Raw genomic sequence first — 18,706 nt, 5'->3', positions numbered from 1 at the left:
CTCCTGGAGTTCTACAACTACCCGGCCGAACATTGGGTCCACCTTCGCACCACGAACCCGATCGAGTCGACCTTCGCGACCGTAAGGCTACGCACCCGAGTGACCAAGGGACCCGGCTCACGAGCCGGCGGGATCGCGATGGCGTTCAAACTCATTGAATCAGCCCAAGACCGCTGGCGGGCCGTCAACGCACCCCACCTCGTCGCCCTCGCCGCGCCGGCGCCAAATTCCACAAAGGCAAACTCGTCGAACGAACCGACGAACCCACTACAACCCAAGCAGCCTAAACAATCTTGATCCACAGGTCTTGCCAATTTCTCGTCCGAGTCCGGACGCCAGCCTTCCTGGTTACTACTCAAAAGCGTATCCTCAGCCCACTTCCCACTGGATCGACTTGACCGGTCACATTGCGTGTCTACGCACACGCCCGGCAGCCGTTCAAGTCCCGAATGGCGAGTCGGTCTGTGTTTTCCTCCTAGACCTAGGGGATTTTTGTGTCTTCACGCTATGGAAGCAACGCCGTAGGAATCAGGTTGGTGTCACCGTCGATCTTCAAGGTGATCGGTCTGCTCGTAGTCGTGGTTCTCCTTGCCTCGTTCGCCGCCGTCTTCACCAGCACACGTGCGCAGGCGGCCGGACCCCTGGCATATATCCAGCTCGGCGAATTGACGAGGCTGTCGAGGTTCACGATGACTGCCGGCGAGACGCAGCAGATTCAAGTCACTGGTCAAGCAGGCGTGCCAACCAGTGCGAAGGCCGTATTGCTCGATGTGACGGCGGCCGACGGAACGGCGGCGAACACGTATCTGACACTGTGGCCGGGAGGCACCAGGCCAGACGTGAAGATGGTGAATGCTCCAGCCGGCACCAAGATGTCCAACACCGCACTCGTGGAGCTATCGGCCAGCGGAGCGGTGCAGATCTACAACTACGCCGGGTCAGTCACAGTGACCGTGAATGTTCAGGGCTACTTCGTCCTCGACGATGGGGCAACCGGTGGTGGATATCGAGACATCAGTCCGGTGCAACGGCTCTTCGACACCGGCACGGCGGGTCAAATTCCCGCTGGCGGAACAGTCGATGTGAAGATCACGGGAGTGCAGGACGTGCCGTCAGGTTCAACGGCCGTACTGGTCAATCTCATCGCGGTCGATCCAACGGAGCCTGGCAGCGTAGGAATTTACACGCGAGGTACCACGCCTACCAGTTTTGCCGGTCCGGTTTACTGGGGGAATGGCGACCAGGTTGCGCAGGCCGTATTAGTCAAACCTGATCCATCCGGATATGGCACCATCAAGAACTACCAGACCACTGGAAGCATCAGAGTCAAGCTGGATGTTCAAGGCTATTTCGTCGAGCCGTCAACCGACGGGGAATTACTCACGACCCTGAGTGCCCCAATACTCGCTCCCTCGCAGATGCTGGCGGCCGGCGAGCTTCGGACAATCCAAGTCGGCGGGGTCAATGGGGTACCGACAGAAGGTATATCGTCTATTTTCGCGAACGTAATTGTTGTGGATCCTTCCACAACCAATGGGCTGAGAGTTTGGTCACAACATGACCCCGAACCGACGCACAATAATGTGACCTACCAACGGTATCTTAAGCGTGATTCGTTTGTCGCGACGCGCATCTCGGATGACGGAACACTAAACATTCGGAATATGGCCAGTGTGCCAGTTGGCGTCCGCGTTGAAATTCAGGGATGGTTCGATGGAAAGCCAGGGCCTGCGATAGATCCAACTCCGCTCCCGAATCCTGTTACACCGTCGCCTGAGCCAGATCCGACGAGTGATCCAAATGATCCTACTGTCGTGAGCGGCCAATTCCTCAACCCAGATGGTACCGCGGCCGCGGGATTGAGCGTAAGTCTTTACCCAGAGCCACCAGACTTCGACACGCCTCCCTCCGTACCGACAACACTAGCTCCGCTCGCTCAAGCAACGACGGCCTCCGACGGCACTTGGTCTGCGACCTTGCCGAGAAACCTACCCACCGAGCTAGAGTCACGAGCAGCTGAAAACAGTGGTGTCCTCAACATAGAAGCCGTTGCCGCAGGATCCGCAGCCGATGGACGACCGTTTATCGGAAGCCGTATGGTGCGAGCGGGAACTCCTGTAAGTGGACAACTGAGCGAAGCAGCTATACATGCACGCGCATCACAGGCTGGTGCAGCGCGGCTACACCCACTCAAGGGCGATAGCGAGTTGGGCACCCCGCCGACCCTCGAAGAAACCAGTGATGACGAGTTTGAGTCCTTCAGTGGCGATACGGAGGAACTCGCGCCGCCGGTCGAATGGAAGTCGTACTCGGCTAACTCACTCGTGCCACAGGAGATGAACCCGAATTTCGCCGGTGGAGTCGACTACTCTAACGCAGCGGTGAGACCCGATCCCGGAGATTACGGCATTCTCGTAGACCCATCTGCAAATCTCTCTAGCCTCTCCCATTACGAATTAGCTGGCGGGCAGCAATGTAGCTACAGTGGCGAAGTCCATGTCTATCACATCGACTACCCTTACAGATATGTGAGGATGCTGGAAGGACATGCATACTGGAATACGAAGCATAGCGTCGCATATAGCCGCGTCTCGAACGCCGTGCTAGGCGGTGGTGTGAGTGGCAATTTAGGAGATAGCTGGAAGGTGAGCGGCTCGTACTCGATCGCTAACGCTTTTGACTCGTCGACGGGCTGGGACGCCGGTGTCTGGCCTAGTTATGACGCCCGGGTAGCAAAGATATCAGTCAAGTTCTCGCATACTCGGGTCTACAGGTGCGAATACGACTACCACGCGGACGTTGTTAGAGAGTTTTACGTACGGGATCGAATGGTTCCGGTGAAGGTCGCCAGGCAGGGCTCAGACCCTTGGCTCAAGCACAATAACATCGAGCACCTGGAGCGCGATGGAGTCTACGGGTTCGCAGCGGCAAATGACATTTACGAACTGGCCCGTGGCACTTTCTTTTGCAAGGACCGGGCCAAGTACAAGACCTATGAAGCGGCTACATCGGTCGAGGGCGCGAAGATATCGGCCTTCTTCTACGCGTCGTACGAAACGGGACACCTAAGGCGGCAGTGCGCACACGCAGGCACAAGCACGTCGCGCAAACACTGGCTCTTCACGGGGCCGGGATCCACTCAGACGTTTTGACAAGGATGACTTGCGAGTCTTCTACTCATGGTGAAGCGGCGGAGCATAGTGATCGTTGCTGGGGCGGCATTACTGTTGACCGGCATCGTCGCCACGGCAGCGGTCATGACCATGACGAGAACGGCCCTCTTGAAGGGGTCGGCCCTTGAGTCTGGCATGGAAGGCGGCACCGTTGGGACGACTAATATCGTCGGGGAGAGGCTCTATCTCCTCGTGCCAGATCTCAAGAACGGGTCCGACGTCCCACTCACGCTTCAAGCACTTCGACCACAAACGCAACCAGTTGGTCTGCGCCTGATCGGGATCCGTGCCTATCAAATTTCGGACTTTGGTGGAACTCCGTTTTCATGGTCTTCGATTATTGGGTCGGAGGGTGCAAATGCGAGCAGCGACCCACGTAAGCATCCGTCATCGCGCGTCATCGGCAGGGCTGTACCGCCCGGTCGCACTCTTGCTCGCTTCCGGGAAGGATTCGTCTTGATGGAATTTCGGCTCATTCGGACCGGGCACTGGCAGATCCCGTGTTTCGAGGCCGAGTATGAACAAGGTGGCCTGCGTTATAGGCAGGCCATCGAAGGTCTCAGATTTGTAGGATGGGTCCATAAGAATGAGGCTGAGTGGCGGAAGTCTCGTCAGTGGGAGCGCGCCGAGGACCGGTTGGAGTCATGTGTAGGTAGTGAACATTCATAAAATGTAGTCGCCGCTCGTCGGTCGGCATTGCACGTCGGGGTGTTTGTGGGTGGCGGAGATGTCGCAGACGACGTGCAACTGCGATGCAACACTTCGGCCCACCGACACCTCCCCCGACCAGCCGGTTGTATCCGGTGTATCCCATGTATCCCGACGCCTATGACCTGCGAAGATAAGGGATACATCCGGGATACACTGCGGCCCCCAGAGGCACGCTGCATCCCCGCGTGTCTGACTGCGTAGTCATAGCGGTCGGACGATGGCTCGGCGATACGGCGGTCAGAAGGGTCTCAATGTGGGTCTCATCCGCCATCGTTCGGGGCCGTTCGCCAACGATCACGGCTCGCAAGATCCGCGCTCCCAAGGGGGTTTCCGAACCCGGCTGAACGTCGAATTGCGGTCTTGGAAAGCGTGTTGAGGGCAACCTCTCAGGGGTTCGAATCCCCTATCCTCCGCCACGTCTGACCAGGCAAAACGCGAGGCCGGCACCGATCAGGACCCGGCCTCGCACCGACATTAGTCTCATTCTTACGGTCAGAACGAGTCTCCGTACGCCATCGGCGGGCGGGCCGGCAAAGGATCTGCCGCAGACGTGCGATCGCGCCGGACGCGGCTGTCGTCCTCCTCGCCAACGTCCTGCGGCGGCTGGCGGAGGCCGGCTAATCGACGACGAGCCTGCAGGCCGATCCCAACCCCCTCAAATCGTCGGACAGAGATCCCCCAGACCGGCAATGATCGCTGCGTGGCTACATCAGGGTGGTCCCGGACGTAGTTGTCGAGGTGAGCGCCGACGTCGCCGTCGACCAGGGCCGGGTTCTGCTTCAGGCTGCGATGGGTGCGTGGTAGACGACGAAGGAGTGGGGGGCCATCTCGGCCGAGTCGATGATGATCAGCCGAAGTGTGACGGTTCCGAGCTGGGGATGGTTGAAACGCCGGCTGCGGGTGTGGTGTTCGCGGACGTCGTGGCTGTCCCACCAGGTCGCGAACTGCGGACTGATCTTCTTGTATTCGGCCACCTGGCGTTGCAGGCGTCCACCGTCTGGGATTGATGCGCTGGCCCGCCGCCACCGGGCAACAACGTCTTGGACGTCGTCCTCCCAGTCCGGCAGCCGCTGTTTGGCCTGAGGGCTGCCGATCAGCCACCACATCATGTTCTGCTGGTCTGCGGGGAGCTGAGCGAAGTCGGTGTAGTAGCTGGTTGTTGCCGGGTTCCAGGCGATCAGGTCGCAGTAGGCGTTCGCCGCATAGACCGGGTACGGGATGTGTTCGCCGAGGTGCACGAGCTGTCGGGCCAGTTCGACCGGTGACACCTCTGCATCGATCCCGGTATCCATGGCTCGGTCGGCGAGGCGGTGCAGGTACCGGGTTTCGTCGTCGTCCAGCCGAAGCACGCGAGCCAGGCTGTCCAAGACCTGACGAGACGGATTCACTCCTGGTCGCCCCTGCTCGAGATAGGTGTACCAAGTGGAACTCACTCCCGCGAGCATGGCGACCTCCTCGCGCCGCAGGCCAGCCAGCCGCCGCCGATGTCCGCGAGGTAGCCCGGCATCCTCCGGCCGGACGCGATCACGCCTGGATCTCAGGAAACGGGCCAGCTCCTGTCGATGCGGGGTGTCCACGTGGCGGCTCCTCACGCGCACCGGCTGTTTCGACTGGGATACGGATGTCACGGGACTCGAGCGCTTCAGTGGCAACTCTGATGCTGGCAGTGCCAATGCCAGCATAAGCGCCCTCTACCGTCGCCGAGCGTCGATCGCACACCCTGATACCGGGAGAAAGGACCCGGCCAGATGGACAATGAACTCTACGACTACAGCCCGATCATCAACCGACAGCCGATCCGTTGGCCCGACGGCGCACGAGTAGCCTTCTACATCGGCTTGAACATCGAACACTTCCACGTTGATCAGCCATCGACGAGCATCAACGCGGCAACTGCGTCCCTGGTACCGGACGCACTGAACTACGGCTGGCGCGACTATGGACCACGAGTCGGCATCTGGCGAGTGATCGAGAGCCTCGATCGGCACGGACTCCGTGCCAGCGCCTTGGTCAACTCAGAGGCATGCCAACGGTACCCGGAGATCATCGAGGCCGGACGGGCACGCAACTGGGCCTGGCTCGCCCACGGCAAGACCAACTCCACCTTGCACACCGATATGACCGTCGAGGACGAACGTGCCGAACTCGCCGACATCGTAGAGACGATCACGAAAGTCACTGGCCAGCGACCACGCGGCTGGATGGGGCCGGCGCTGACGGAGACCTTCCGTACCCCGGCACTGCTGGCCGAGCTCGACCTGAGCTACGTGTTGGACTGGACCAGCGACGACCAGCCCTACCCGCTGAACGTGCCCGGCATGCTGAGCGTGCCGTACACCGTCGACCTGAACGACCTCGGCATCTTCACCGCCAACGGTCTCACCGGACCGGAATTCGTGCAGATGTTCACCGATCACCTCGACCAGCTCGACGCGGACTCCGCCCACAGCGGCCGGGTCATGGCCCTTGCGCTGCACCCGTTCGTCATCGGCCAACCGTTCCGCCGCAAGTACCTCGACCAGGCGCTGGAGTACGTCGCGAACCACCCACGCGTGTGGCTCACCACCTGTGACGAGATCGCAGACCACTACCTCCGCGCACAGGGCCAGATGTAGCGATGCGATACACCGCACTGCTGCGTGGCATCAACGTGGGCGGCAACAACACCGTGCCGATGGCTGGACTGAGGAGGGTGTTCGAAGATGCCGGCCACACCGCCGTACGGACCTACATCAACAGCGGCAACGTCCTCTTCGACGCACCGAAGGCCAAGACGGCCGACCTGGCCCGGCATCTGCAGGACGCGGTGAGCCGAACGTTCGCGGTCCGAACCCGGATTCTCGTGCTCAGCGCAGACAAGGTGAGGCGGATCGCGGCCGCCCTGCCCGAAGACTGGGAACGAAACGAGCAGTGGTCGTGCAACGTCCTCTACCTGTTCCCCGAGTACGCATCGTCTCGCGCCCTGGCAGCGTTCGGCGCAGATCCCGAACGTGAGGAGGCCCGCTACTGCGCCGGCGCCATCCTTCATCGAGTGAGTCGCGCGCACGCCGGCCGCAGCGCGCTGGTCCGCCTCATCGACAGCAACCTCAACAACGCCGTCACGATCCGCGGCTGCCACACCGCCCGCAAGCTGGCCACCCTGGCGGCCGAGACCGGCTGACGGATCACCCAACCTCACCTACCACCGAGGACAGGAGGACCGTCATGCCGGTCCGTCACATCAACCCACCCCGAATGCACCGTAACCCGGCGTTCAGCCAAGCCGTCGTCGTCGAACAGCCCGGCAAGACGATCTACATCGGGGGCCAGAACGGCGTGGACGCCGACGGGAACATCGTGGGTCACACCCTGCGGGAACAGACCGACCAAGCCCTGCGCAACCTGGCCACGATCCTCCAAAGCGAGAACGCCCGCCTGGCCGATGTCGTGCACTGGCGAATCGCTGTCGTAGACGGCGTTCCCCTCGACGAGGGCGTGGCCGCCTTCCAAAACGTATGGGATCCCGCGGACCTGCCACCGGCCATCACGGTCCACGTCGTGGCCGGCCTCGGCAGAGAATTCCTCGTCGAGATCGACGCCGTCGCCGTGGTGTCACCGTGAACCTGGCCGCTGAACTCGTCAGGGGTGGACCTGGACGCCCAGGGAGCCCGGGACCTCGCCGACCAGCTGAACATCGCCAACACACTGCACGGGCCACGCCCGCCCGGCATGGCCCGCCACATCGACCCCCCCGCGCGCCAGGTCGACGACCACTCCGCACTGCCTGCTGGCGAGGTTGAGCCAGGCACCAATCCAGTGGACGACAGCTCCTGACACCACGATCTCCGGCGACCTACCTGCTGCGCCTTCTTTCGCCGAACGAGATCACCACTCTTTCGCCACGAGATCACCACCGACGACGAAGTGCGCTGGGACTGCGCGGCGACCGACAACGACACCGCCCGCGCCCTGCTCGAGGAGTTCTACAACCTGCCCGAGGCCGTCCACACCACAAGCATCGACGGCTTCCGCAAGCGATACGCCAACCACGGCCTGGAGATGCGGACCTGACCACTCGCCTCGATAGCGTCCACGCGAGGATGACTGCCCGCTCTAACGCCTTGTTCGCGCCAGCCGTGAAAAACGGGCATTTACGGCGCAAAGGTCCGTGCGCGATATCGGGGGGAGCGCGCGGTTTGGCCACTTTCGGAGGGTGGGCATCGGATGGAAATGCCCCTGCAGTACCGTCTGGTCCGGCCGGATCGGCGTCGGGAGGGCGACGATTCGGGCATCTCAGGCTTTGGGCTCAAAACGTAGAATTCTTACAACAGGATAAGAGGGCGTCACGTGAGAGTGCGTCGGGTGTGGGGGTCCGCCTTCAAGGCGGCAGTTGGCCTGACGGGGGTAGTGGGGGCATTGGCGGTGGCGGGTTGCACACCGCTGAACGTTGGGCAGAGCAACGCATCGAGTGATCGGATCGCCTCGGTCGCCGGCGATGGTGCTGCCCGCCAGGCGGTTTCGCCGGGAAGCAGTCGGTTCCGGTCCGTCCCGTTGAACGTAGATGCGGATGGCGACGCGTCGCTGCCGCGCCGGAACGTCGAGCATTTCACCATGCTCGGCGTAACGTGGGCCGCTCCTCGCACGGACGTGACCGGCACCATGGAGGTCCGCACCCGCGACGCACGCTCCGGAGAATGGTCCGCGTGGCGCGACTTGGATATCGACGACGGGCACGGAGACGGCCGCCCGGGTACTCGTGGCGGTACAGAGCCGATCTGGGTCGGTCCGTCCGACGGCGTGCAGGCCAGAGTGCGTTCGGCCGAGGGTTCGACGTCGGAACCGCCCAAGGGACTCCGGTTGGACATGGTCGCGACCGGTGTCGCCGCCGCCACGGACACCGACGGCACCCCTACGACGCGAGCCCGGATCAAGCCCGCCGCGTTCGTTGTGGAAGACCCGACAGCCACCGCCACTCCCACTCCTTCCGACACGCCGACCGCACCCACGGAACCGACGGCCGTACCAGAGCCCACGACTACGCCGACGACAACGCCGACACCGACCAGCGAGCCGACACCGACGGCGACACAGACACCGACGGCCACGCCGACTCCGACACCCACCTCGACGATCCCCACGGCGCCACCGTCGACGGTGCCTAAGCCGCCGATCACGCTGCGGGCGCAGTGGGGTGCCGACGAGTCGATCGTCGACGACCCGCCGACCTATCAGCCGAATGGCGTCAAAGCTGTCGTCATCCACCACACGGTCGACTCCAACAGCTACAGCTGCGCGGACTCCCCGGAGATCATCCAGGCCATCCAGCGGTACCACGTCAACGGTCGCGGTTGGAACGACATCGGTTACCAGTTCCTTGTCGACAAGTGCGGCACCCTCTTCGAGGGCCGCGCCGGCGGCGTGGACCGGCCTGTGCTGGGTGCCCAGGCGTACGCCTGGAACACCGAGACCACCGGTATCGCCTTCCTTGGAGACTTCAGAACCGCCACTCCCACCACGAAGGCTCTCACCTCGGCGGCCAGACTCGCCGCGTGGAAACTCGGCCAGTACAGCGCCGACCCCGGCAGCACGGTCATGCTCACCGCTGGTGACAACGAGGTGAACTACTACAACCGGACGTTCACCAAGGGCACGAGTTACTCGTTCACCCGGGTCGTCGGCCACCGTAACCTCAACACCACCGAGTGCCCCTCCGCCTACCTGTATCCCAAGGTGAGCACCATCCGTACGTGGGCGTCGGGGCCGGTCCAGGGCCTTGCCGTCACGTCGGTGTCCGGCGCGGGCAAGTCCGGTACGACCTACTACACCAAGGGCAACGTCACGGTCGGGTGGACCACGACCACGCCGTCGTCGTTGATCTCGAAGTTCGAGGTGCTGGTCGACGGCGCGGTCGCGGCGACCGCGTCCCGGTCCGCACGATCCGCGCAGATCACGCTTCCGGTCGGCACCCGCAAGCTCGCCGTGCGGGCGGTGCACCAGTCCGGGAAGCCCGCCACCACGCCCGCTGTGACGGTCGTCGCGGAGACCACGCCGCCGACGTTCAGCACGGCGCCGAAGCTGCTGCTCCGCAAGGGGACCGTCAACACCAGCGCCGTCCCCATGGCGCTCGCCTGGCGAGCCACCGACAACACCGTGCTCAAGCAGGTCGCCCTTACCGCACCCGTGACGGCGACCTACGGACCGACGGTGACGAGAACCAACCGCACGATGAAGTCCGGCACCGCCACGACCTGGACACTCAAGCCCAGCGACTACGCCGGCAACACCACCACCGGCTCGGTTTCCGCCACCCCGGTGATCCTGCCGGAGAGCTCGGCAGTGCGGTCCGGAACCTGGAAGGCGAAGTACTCCTCGAACTACCTCGGCGGCAAGTCGTACACCAGCGCAACGAAGGGCTCCAGCCTCACCTGGACCTTCACGGGACGATCCGTGGCCTGGATCGTCTCCCGGGCGTCGGGCTCCGGTCAGGCGTACGTCTATCTCGATGGCACCAAGGTCGCGACCATCGACCTGAAGTCGACCACCACGAAGTACCGCAACGCGATCTGGACGAAGTACTGGACCAGCAACGCCAAGCACACCGTCAAGATCGTCGTCGTCGGCACAAGCGGCCGGCCCACCATCACCACCGACGGCCTCGTCTATCTCAAGTAGCCACGGCCGCATCCGGCACACGGCAGACCTTGCGCATCCATCAGAAGGCCGGCAGGAACTACGCCAGCACGGCCGCTCACCGTACCGCCGACCCACCCGGGTCGCGGCCTAACCGCTGGCGTGACCTTTCGTTCCGATGTACCCCGCGGGCCGCCTCGCTCACGCCTTTGACGCGAGCCACGGTCGTTGAACCGTCGATGCGCCCAATGCGGAGCATGATCGGGGTCGTCGCTGGCCACCGCCGAGCTCATCCAGGAGGTGGACCCTGATTTGCGGCACCTCGGCAAATCGCCGGAGATGGGCCTTTACAGCCGGTTCGTACTCATTCGGGAGCATGGGCGATGAACCGGCCGCGGCATAGGAATCTGTCGGGTTAGAGCTGTTTTCGAACGGAATGTTGCTCACCGTGTCCTACGAGTTCGGGTACAGCTGATCGCCGATCTGGCTTCGAGCTTCGTGGACAGCCCTGGTGGCCCGTCGGATCGTCCTCGATGTTCTCGCTAGCCCAAGTAGCCGAATCTGGTGGTAGACAATGCGCAACATTGGGTCGCTGGGGTAGCTACGCCGGGACGGACGATTGGACGCATCTGGGGGGCCATTCCGAACGGACCCACAGACGCGCCAGCGGCCGCGGCCGATTTTCCCAACGTGAGTGATCGGTACCTACACGGCGTCACCGTATCCGCAATCGCTCAGGACTGGCTCACGGGCAAGAAGTCCTGGAAATGCGAGGCCACCAACTCCAAAAACCCGTCGGTGGGTAGAGCACGCAAGAGCACAGAATGCGCCCCACGCGGCAAAACCGCGGACGATCTCAGAGTCACCATCATGTACGACGACGAGAAGCAAGTGCGATCGGTGAACCTGCTATGTGACTACGGACCCGGTGACCAGACCTGCCAGCAGCTGTTCACCGACCCCTGCCACCGGATCCGGCTGGTCTGGGCCGACGGCGCTTGCGCCGGCAAACTCGTCGACTGAGGTCAAAGACAAGCTCACCAAGTGGCAACGCCCGGGGCCCGACGGCCTCCGGTCCCCTCGTCACCTGGCGGCACGTCTTCCGGTCGAGTCGGGGCGCTCGAGCGTAGGCCCGGCTAGAACTTCTTCGGCGACATCGTGCGCGGGCCGATGAATTGGCGGCCCTCGACAGGTCCATAGGTTGTCGGCATGGTCTGGTGGTTGGAGTAGGCATGGGACTCAACAAAGACGGGCTGGAGCGGTTCGGCGAGGTCGCTGTCTCGCACGTGGGCGAGGACAGGGCGCCGGGACTGGTCGCGCTGGTGGCGCACGGCGACGACGTGCACGTGGAGGCGCTCGGCACCCTCGCGGTTGGCGGGACGGCGGTGGAGCGGACGTCACTGTTCCGGATCGCGTCGACGACGAAGCCGGTCACGGCGACCGCAACGCTTGCTCTGGTCGGCGAGGGCCTGCTCGAGCTGGACGAGCCGGTCGAGCGGCTGCTGCCGGAGCTTGCGAACCGCCGGGTCATGCGCCGGATGGACGGCCCGCTCGACGACACGCTTCCCGCCGAGGCTCCGGTGACGGTTCGGGGATTGCTGACGTTCACGTTCGGGTTCGGGATGGCCCTGGAGATGTTCATGGCACCTGAGCCGTGGCCGGTCGTCGCGGCGGCAACGCAGGCCCGGCTCGCCACGATCGGCCCGCCGCAGCCGGACGATTTCGTCGACCCTGACACCTGGATCGCGAGGTTCGGCGAGCTGCCGTTGCTGGCGCAGCCGGGCGAGCGGTGGCTGTACAACACTGGCGCGCACGTGCTGGGCATTCTGTGCGCCCGAGCCGTGGGGACGTCGTACGACGAGGTCCTGCGCACGCGGGTCTTCGAACCGCTCGGTATGCGCGACACCGGCTTCTACACCCAGGATGTCGAGCGGCTGGCAACGGCGTACCAGCCGACTGCGGACGGATTGGCGGTCTGGGACCCGCCGGACGGGCAGTGGAGCCGGCCGCCAGCGTTCCACGACGGGGCCGCCGGGCTCGTGTCGACGGTGGACGACCTGCTAGCGTTCGCGCGGATGCTGCTGCGCGGCGGCGATCAGGTGCTGACCGCGGACCAGGTGCGCGAGATGAGCCGCGACCACCTGACCGCCGAGCAGCGCGAGTTCGGTAGGGCCTTTCTCGGCGGGCGCGGCTGGGGGCTCGGGACCTCGGTGGTGCTGGACGGCCCATGGGCCGGCGCGACCGGCTGGGACGGTGGGCTCGGCACATCCTTCCTCGTCCACCCGGCGCGGGACCTCGCCGTGATCGTGCTGACCCAGCGGATGTTCGAGACCGCGCAGGCGCCCGCTGTACACACGGACCTGCAAACCGCCGCCCTCGCCGCGGTCGAGTGACAGCATGGCCCGGGTGTGCTGCTCCGGTGGGGCCCTAGGCCGAGCTGCCAGCATCGTGCCTTTCCGCTTCGGGTCGCGAAATAGGGGGGAAGCCACGTCAAGGCCGAGATGAATCGTGCGGAGACGCAGACAGGTGTGCGCCGTGGATGGGGAACGCCGAAACCTCCGCGGCCAGCGCGTCGTACTGGCCCGGCGTGAGCCGCTCGGTCAGGACGACGTCGACCCGGCCACCCTTTCGGCCCCAGGCACCCACGACCCTGCCGTCGACGAGGATCCCGTGGGGATGGAACGAGTCCGCAGCTGGCGTCAACCTCCGCTTGCCCGGGGCGATGAAGAGGCCCTCGCGGTCCTGCCCAAAGAGCCGGAGATCCGGCGCTACGAGCAACCGTGAGCCGCGAGGCGGGGGCGCATCCAGGAGGCGAGCTTCGTCGGACCGCAGGATCCACGCGGGAGTGCCGTCGAAGTCCACTTCGAGCAGTTCGCCGGACAATGAGTCCCAGACCCGCCGAGCATCCGCGTCGGGTAGCCCCGCCCACCAGGCGAAGGTCCTTGGGCTGGTCGGCGCGAACCGGTGCACATGACGCCGACAGAGCTCCTTGTGTGCCTCGTCGGGGTCGACATCCGGCCTTGGGACTTCGCGCACCCACAAGGCGCTGGTCGTCCACCGCAAGGCGATCCTGCCGCTCGCGCACGCGGCCCGTAGACCGGGGAGCCCACCGCCACGAAGCTCGCCTCCGTCCAGCGCCCGACACACGGCGTCCGCGAGCGCGTCAATCCGTCGTACGGCATCGCCGGCGAGCGGGAGCCGACCGATCGTGAAAACGCCGAAGTCCTTCCGGGGAAGGACGTACACCGCCGCCGCTCCTCGTACGAGCCCGCCGCGAGCCGATCAACCAGATGATTCACCCCAAGTCGGTAGGCCACGGCCTGCGCGCGAGTGACCCGCGGCACCTCGACAAAGCTCATGGGACGACCGTATGAAGTAAAGACGCCACACTGTGGCTTGTTTGTCCGCCATAGTCGAACCATGCGCGCCGAACGACTCCTCCGGCTTCTGCTGCACCTGCAGACCCGCGGCCAGTCGACCGTGGACCAACTCGCGCGGCAGCTGGAGGTCTCGCCGCGAACGGTCCAGCGCGATCTTGATGCCCTCAGCCTCGCCGGTGTGCCGGTCTACTCGGTGCGCGGCCGAGGCGGCGGCTGGGCCCTGCTCCCCGACTACCGGACCCGGCTCACCGGGCTCACGCCATCTGAGGTGATGTCGGTGTTCGTCGGCGCGACCGCGCACGTGCTCGCCGACCTCGGCATCGACGCGTCGAGCGACCAAGCCATGACCAAGCTCATCGCCGCCCTGCCCGAGGGGACGCGGCGCGACGCCGAGTTCGCTCGCCAACGACTCCTGGTCGACCATGCCGGCTGGGACGACCGCCGCGAGGCACCTCGCTGGCTGGACCTGTGCCGGCAGGCGATCTGGGAGGAACGGCGGATCACGATCACCTACCGAGACCCGGCCGAACCGTTCACCGTCGCGCCACTCGGCCTCGTCGCCAAGACCCGGACGTGGTACCTCGTCGCGGCCCGGCCAAACACAGCGGTGCGCACCTACCGGCTGAGCAGAATCACGTCAGCATCCCTGACCGACGAAGCGTTCACGAGGCCGAGCGACTTCGACCTGACCACGCACTGGGTCGAGGCCCAGCAGCGGTTTCGGGCGACGTTGCCGTCCTACCCGATCGTCTTGCGCGTACGAGACCATGCTGTACGGCGATTCAGGCCAACGGCACCTGTGCTGCCCGACATCGACGGCTGGTCCCTCATCGAGGCGGATCTCGAAAACGCCGATGAAGCGTGCGCCGCAGTGCTCGCCCAAGCCGGCGACGCCGTGGTCATCGCACCGGCCGAACTGTCGACCAAAGTACGCCAGGCCGCGAGCAAGATCATCGAATCCAGTGCCGACGACGTCATGGCGCCGCCGGTGGCTCGATCGTCGCGCGGATCTCGTCGAGGTTCTTCGGCTGAGTGAGCCGCCAGTGGTTGCCGAACGGGTCGCGAAACGCCGCGTCGATGCCGTAGAACCGTTCCTCCGGTTCCTCGGTGAACTCCACGCCCTTCGCCTTGAGCTCGCGGTAGGTCGCCCAGCAGTCCTGCGTGGCAAGGGCTCCCAAGCCCAGGTAGCCGCGCGCGATCAGGTCACGCAGCTGTTTCGCGGTCCCCTCGTCGACCACGGGTGCGCCGGGCACCACCAGCATCATGGGCAGCTCGGGCCGACCTGACGGGTGCACGGTGAGCCAGCGGAAGTCGTCGCGCACCATGTCGACGCCGACGTCGAAGCCGAGCGTGTTGACGTAGAAGTCCTTCGCCTCATCGAGGTCGAGAACGTTCAGGCAAACCAGGGCGAACCCCGTGATCATCGAGCTTCTCCTCACCAGCGACGACGTAGCCACACCTTGACACATCAGTCGGCCACGAATTCGCGGACCGCGGGAGCCAGCACCTCGCCCGCGACGTTGTGGTCCTGACCCTCCAGGACGCCGCATCGTCCACCTGGTATGGCCGCCGCGGCGGCTTCTGCGGCTTCCCGCATCCACTGCGGGCTCGCGCCGCCGACGAGGACCAGCGTCGGCACGCGGATGCTCGCGTACCGCTCGGTCGGGATCGTGCCGTCGTCCAGCACCGCTGCGTCGTACGCGAGCGTCGGGGCCAGGCCCTCACCAACGGACCAGTACGGCGACTGGCGTATACCGGTGATCGTCTCCTCCGGTAGCCCCACCCGGCGCATGAAGTGCGCGAGCGCCTCGCCGCGCCTTCCTTCGGCGAGGTAGGCGTTCAGCTGGTCTGCGTACTCCTTCGCCTGGCGCGGCCCGTCAGCGTCGAGGCCGAACGGTGGCTCCCACATCACCAGGTGGCCGATCGGCAGCCCGCTCGCGGCCGCCAGCGCGGCCAGGGCGGCGCCGGACGAGAGCCCCACCACCGTGGCGCTGCCGCCCGCGGCGGCGAGGAGGACGTCGAGGTCCTCGATCTCACGCTCGACCGCGTACGGAAGTGTGTCGGTGCTGTCGCCGCGACCCCGGCGGTCGTAGTTGAGCACCGTGAAGTGCTCGCCAAGTGCCTGCGCGAGCGAGGCGTCGACCGCCCGGTCGCAGGACGCACCCGCGACCAGGATGAGCGGCGTTCCCTCGCCCAGCTGGTCGAACGCGATGATCGTGGCGTCCCTGGATTTCACCGTCTCCATACCAGTTCCTCTTTCATTCGTGGGGAATCTCGAACTGCTGAGGAGCGTAGGAGCGGCGAACCGGCGGGCGCTTCTCGAAAACCACCCTTTCCCGGTCAGGCGCGCGGGCGGGTATAGCGCTTCACGTAACATCCCGGCAGTCGTGCGAGGTCGGCGTGGCCCTCGCGCTCGCGGTAGGCAGTCGGACTGTCGCCCACGAAACGGCGGAACTGTGTACTGAACGAACCGAGGCTGGTGAACCCCACCGAAAGGCAGATGTCGGTGACCGACAGCTCGCCCTCGCGCAGCAGAGCCTTGGCACGTTCCATCCGGCGACTCATGACGTACTGATGGGGCGTCTCGCCAAACGCCGCCTTGAACGAGCGGCTGAAGTACGTTTCCGAGACGTTCGCGCTGCGGGCCAGTGCGGGGATGTCGAGCTGCTCGGCGTAGGCACGGTCGATCAGGTCACGCACCCGCAAGAGGTGTCGCGCCAACGGGATCGCCGGCCGGGCAGCCATGGTGGCGCCAGCGTAGCCCGCGCCTGACCGGCCGGGGCGCAGCGTGCCGCTCTCAGGATGGCGGACCCGGAGCCCTCACGGCGCAGACTCGACCCGGGTCAGGGCTTCCCGGATGCGACGGAGGTAGTCGGCCGGGTGGCCGTCGTCCTGGAGGTCAGGGATGTCGAGTACGTACCGGCATTGACCAGGCGGCACCCGCCGGGCGAACGCCTGCGGATCGTTGACCAAGTCATCGAGAATGCCCCAGCCGACGCCGAACAGATCGATGACCTTCGGGTTCCCATCAGACGAGAGCAGAACGTGACGATCGCCGATGTCGATGCCGACCCACCACCGCACATTCTGACGGCCCCACTCATCGATGGTGTTGACCTCATGCCGAGATTCGGAGGTGATTGATCACTTCTCCTGGCGCCGAACGCTAGTGACCGATCACTTTTCCCGTCAATGGTTCGTCAGTTAGATTGACTAGCGACTACTCGCAGGAGGACTCGATGGCCGACGTCGGCGACCAACGCATCACGATCCACGAGGTGGCGCGTCGGGCTGGCGTGTCCCATCAAACGGTGTCCCGGTATTTCACCCGGATCGAAGGTCTCAAACCCGCCACGCGGCAGAAGATCGAAGCTGTCGTCTCCGAGCTGAACTATCGGCCGAACCTCGTGGCCCGCTCGATGCGCGCGAAACGCACCGGCCGGCTCGCTGCGATCCTGCCATCCACGCCCAACCTGACGCACTCCAACCTGCTCGGTACGCTGTCGGCCCTCGCCCAGGCCGAGGGGTATCGCTTGGAGGTCGTGACCATCGTCGGTGACGCCCGCATCCGAGCCGACAGGGTGCTTGAACTCGCCACCAGCGGCGGCTTCGAGGGCATCCTCTCGCTCAGCCCACTCCCCCTGGACCCAGCACGATCCCCCATTCCCATCGTGACCACTGCGGACTACGACGAACAAATGCACTGCCAGGGCGAACTCGCCGACGCCTCAGTGGTCCGGGACATCATGAAACACCTGGTATCGCTCGGCCACCAGGTCTTCTTCCACATCGCCGGTCCGCAGACGTACGCGTCAGCCCGCAGCCGAAAGCTTGTCTACGAAACCACCGTCAAGGAACTCGGGCTCAGATCGCACGGTGTTGCGGATGGCGACTGGACAGGCCGGTCCGGCTACGACGCAATCCAAGAGCTACCCGCCGCATCCGGGGTCACCGCTGTCTTGGCAGCCAACGACTATGCCGCGATGGGTGCCATCCGCGCGGCGCTCGAGCGAGGCTGGCGCGTTCCCGACGACATCAGCGTCTTCGGCTGGGACGACTTCGACATGGGCCGCTATTCCACCCCGTCGCTATCGACCGTCGCCGTGGACCGCGAAGCCCTCGGCCGCGAAGCGATCCAGAAGCTCATCGCCGCGGTCCGTCACGATGAACCGCCAGAAACCACTCATGGTCCCATCAACCGCATCATCATCCGTGAGTCGGTCGGCCCGGCACCGCACTCCCAACGATCCACGTCATAGGTCACAGAGATAGCCGGATCAGGACAAGCCCCACTCGGGGAGCCCTTGAAAGACGTAGCGCCCAGCACGAAGACGAGGCTACCCAATCCAAGTCTATGAACGGTTGACAGGAAAATGATCGGTCACTATCGTTCGACGCCAAGAAAGTGACCCATCACTTTCCGCGCGGGGAGCCGCCGAGCTGAACCTTCCGTTGATTCATGCCATCCCAAGCACTCCTCCGAAATCGAGGCGAGCGTCATGAATGCCCGAAGATCTTTGACCGCCCTGGTGGCGGCGAGCGCAGCCCCTGCCGGCTACGTTCTCCCGGCCGCCCCTGCCGCGGCAGCGCAAGCTACTTTCCGCGTGGACTTCGCCGAATGCCAAGTGGGATGCATCGACCATGCCAACCACTAGCCAGACTTGCCCCTGACGGAAAGGGTCGACAAGTGACCATATTGCATGACGACCACGTGCGCGTGACGCGACGAGACCTGTTGCTCTGGGGCGGGGGCGCCCTCGCGGCCGCATCGCTCACGGGTTGTTCATTTCTCTCGACTGATCCTTCGGGGAAGGGCGGCGGGCCCGCTGCCGC

At 64.6% G+C, this 18,706-nt stretch carries 17 protein-coding genes, 1 tRNA gene and 1 pseudogene; 13 read left to right on the top strand and 6 right to left on the bottom strand.

Translation table 11 applies throughout. From position 1 onward, the window contains the following. The 3 genes and pseudogenes from ABN034_RS33435 to ABN034_RS33425 all read left to right on the top strand — a co-directional run. Window positions 1–287 (top strand): annotated as a pseudogene (locus ABN034_RS33435) (IS256 family transposase); the annotation flags it as partial. A gap of 249 nt (window positions 288–536) precedes the next feature. Further along, complete coding sequence (locus tag ABN034_RS33430) at window positions 537–3,152, top strand: hypothetical protein (protein ID WP_349694958.1); 2,616 nt, start codon at window positions 537–539, stop codon at window positions 3,150–3,152. Window positions 3,153–4,206: 1,054 nt separating this feature from the next. Continuing rightward, window positions 4,207–4,300: transfer RNA gene (locus tag ABN034_RS33425), tRNA-Pro, on the top strand. A 363-nt stretch (window positions 4,301–4,663) separates the two neighbouring features. Here ABN034_RS33425 and ABN034_RS33420 read toward each other — a convergent pair. Then, the gene (locus tag ABN034_RS33420; RefSeq protein WP_349694957.1) at window positions 4,664–5,566 is read right to left on the bottom strand and encodes a helix-turn-helix transcriptional regulator; all 903 of its coding nucleotides are present in this window, start codon (window positions 5,564–5,566) and stop codon (window positions 4,664–4,666) included. Window positions 5,567–5,632: 66 nt separating this feature from the next. On the opposite strand from ABN034_RS33420, the gene ABN034_RS33415 reads away from it, so the two are divergent. The 8 genes from ABN034_RS33415 to ABN034_RS33380 all read left to right on the top strand — a co-directional run bounded on the left by ABN034_RS33415 (window position 5,633) and on the right by ABN034_RS33380 (window position 12,886). After that, window positions 5,633–6,499, top strand: coding sequence for a polysaccharide deacetylase family protein (locus tag ABN034_RS33415; RefSeq protein ID WP_349694956.1), 867 nt, complete (start codon window positions 5,633–5,635; stop codon window positions 6,497–6,499). A gap of 2 nt (window positions 6,500–6,501) precedes the next feature. Beyond that, a complete protein-coding gene (locus ABN034_RS33410) occupies window positions 6,502–7,044 on the top strand; it encodes a DUF1697 domain-containing protein (RefSeq protein WP_349694955.1) in 543 nt (180 codons plus the stop codon). 44 nt (window positions 7,045–7,088) lie between these two features. Continuing rightward, window positions 7,089–7,484: a RidA family protein gene (locus ABN034_RS33405; protein WP_349694954.1), complete on the top strand. Its 396-nt coding sequence runs from the start codon at window positions 7,089–7,091 to the stop codon at window positions 7,482–7,484. A 24-nt stretch (window positions 7,485–7,508) separates the two neighbouring features. Beyond that, the gene (locus tag ABN034_RS33400; RefSeq protein WP_349694953.1) at window positions 7,509–7,697 is read left to right on the top strand and encodes a hypothetical protein; all 189 of its coding nucleotides are present in this window, start codon (window positions 7,509–7,511) and stop codon (window positions 7,695–7,697) included. 90 nt (window positions 7,698–7,787) lie between these two features. Then, on the top strand, window positions 7,788–7,934 hold the full coding sequence (locus ABN034_RS33395; RefSeq protein ID WP_349694952.1) for a hypothetical protein: 147 nt from the start codon (window positions 7,788–7,790) through the stop codon (window positions 7,932–7,934). 276 nt (window positions 7,935–8,210) lie between these two features. Continuing rightward, the gene (locus tag ABN034_RS33390; protein ID WP_502879141.1) at window positions 8,211–10,535 is read left to right on the top strand and encodes a peptidoglycan recognition protein family protein; all 2,325 of its coding nucleotides are present in this window, start codon (window positions 8,211–8,213) and stop codon (window positions 10,533–10,535) included. Window positions 10,536–11,363: 828 nt separating this feature from the next. Beyond that, entirely contained in the window at window positions 11,364–11,516 is a 153-nt protein-coding gene (locus tag ABN034_RS33385) for a hypothetical protein (RefSeq protein ID WP_349694950.1), read from the top strand. Between the two features lie 209 nt (window positions 11,517–11,725). Beyond that, a complete protein-coding gene (locus ABN034_RS33380; RefSeq protein WP_349694949.1) occupies window positions 11,726–12,886 on the top strand; it encodes a serine hydrolase domain-containing protein in 1,161 nt (386 codons plus the stop codon). A gap of 97 nt (window positions 12,887–12,983) precedes the next feature. Here ABN034_RS33380 and ABN034_RS33375 read toward each other — a convergent pair whose 3' ends face one another. Beyond that, complete coding sequence (locus ABN034_RS33375; protein WP_349694948.1) at window positions 12,984–13,739, bottom strand: DNA glycosylase AlkZ-like family protein; 756 nt, start codon at window positions 13,737–13,739, stop codon at window positions 12,984–12,986. Window positions 13,740–13,913: 174 nt separating this feature from the next. Here ABN034_RS33375 and ABN034_RS33370 point away from each other — a divergent pair, with 174 nt between their 5' ends. Further along, window positions 13,914–14,909 carry a helix-turn-helix transcriptional regulator gene (locus ABN034_RS33370; protein WP_349694947.1) on the top strand — a complete coding sequence of 332 codons (996 nt, stop codon included), beginning with the start codon at window positions 13,914–13,916 and terminating at the stop codon, window positions 14,907–14,909. Here ABN034_RS33370 and ABN034_RS33365 read toward each other — a convergent pair. The 4 genes from ABN034_RS33365 to ABN034_RS33350 all read right to left on the bottom strand — a co-directional run bounded on the left by ABN034_RS33365 (window position 14,848) and on the right by ABN034_RS33350 (window position 16,957). Next, entirely contained in the window at window positions 14,848–15,297 is a 450-nt protein-coding gene (locus ABN034_RS33365; RefSeq protein ID WP_349694946.1) for a VOC family protein, read from the bottom strand. The genes ABN034_RS33370 and ABN034_RS33365 overlap by 62 nt on opposite strands. Window positions 15,298–15,341: 44 nt before the next feature. After that, complete coding sequence (locus ABN034_RS33360) at window positions 15,342–16,118, bottom strand: alpha/beta fold hydrolase (protein ID WP_349694945.1); 777 nt, start codon at window positions 16,116–16,118, stop codon at window positions 15,342–15,344. Between the two features lie 95 nt (window positions 16,119–16,213). Further along, on the bottom strand, window positions 16,214–16,618 hold the full coding sequence (locus ABN034_RS33355) for a helix-turn-helix domain-containing protein (protein WP_349694944.1): 405 nt from the start codon (window positions 16,616–16,618) through the stop codon (window positions 16,214–16,216). Between the two features lie 75 nt (window positions 16,619–16,693). Then, a complete protein-coding gene (locus tag ABN034_RS33350; protein ID WP_349694943.1) occupies window positions 16,694–16,957 on the bottom strand; it encodes a hypothetical protein in 264 nt (87 codons plus the stop codon). Window positions 16,958–17,112: 155 nt separating this feature from the next. Between ABN034_RS33350 and ABN034_RS33345 the strand changes: the two genes are divergently transcribed. After that, complete coding sequence (locus ABN034_RS33345; protein WP_349694942.1) at window positions 17,113–18,132, top strand: LacI family DNA-binding transcriptional regulator; 1,020 nt, start codon at window positions 17,113–17,115, stop codon at window positions 18,130–18,132. Window positions 18,133–18,706 lie beyond the last annotated feature (574 nt).

Source organism: Actinopolymorpha sp. B11F2 (genome assembly GCF_040195635.1).
Classification (GTDB): Bacteria; Actinomycetota; Actinomycetes; order Propionibacteriales; family Actinopolymorphaceae; genus Thermasporomyces.
Note: the sequence above shows the minus strand (reverse complement) of the source record. Positions and strands in the feature narration are given on the sequence as shown.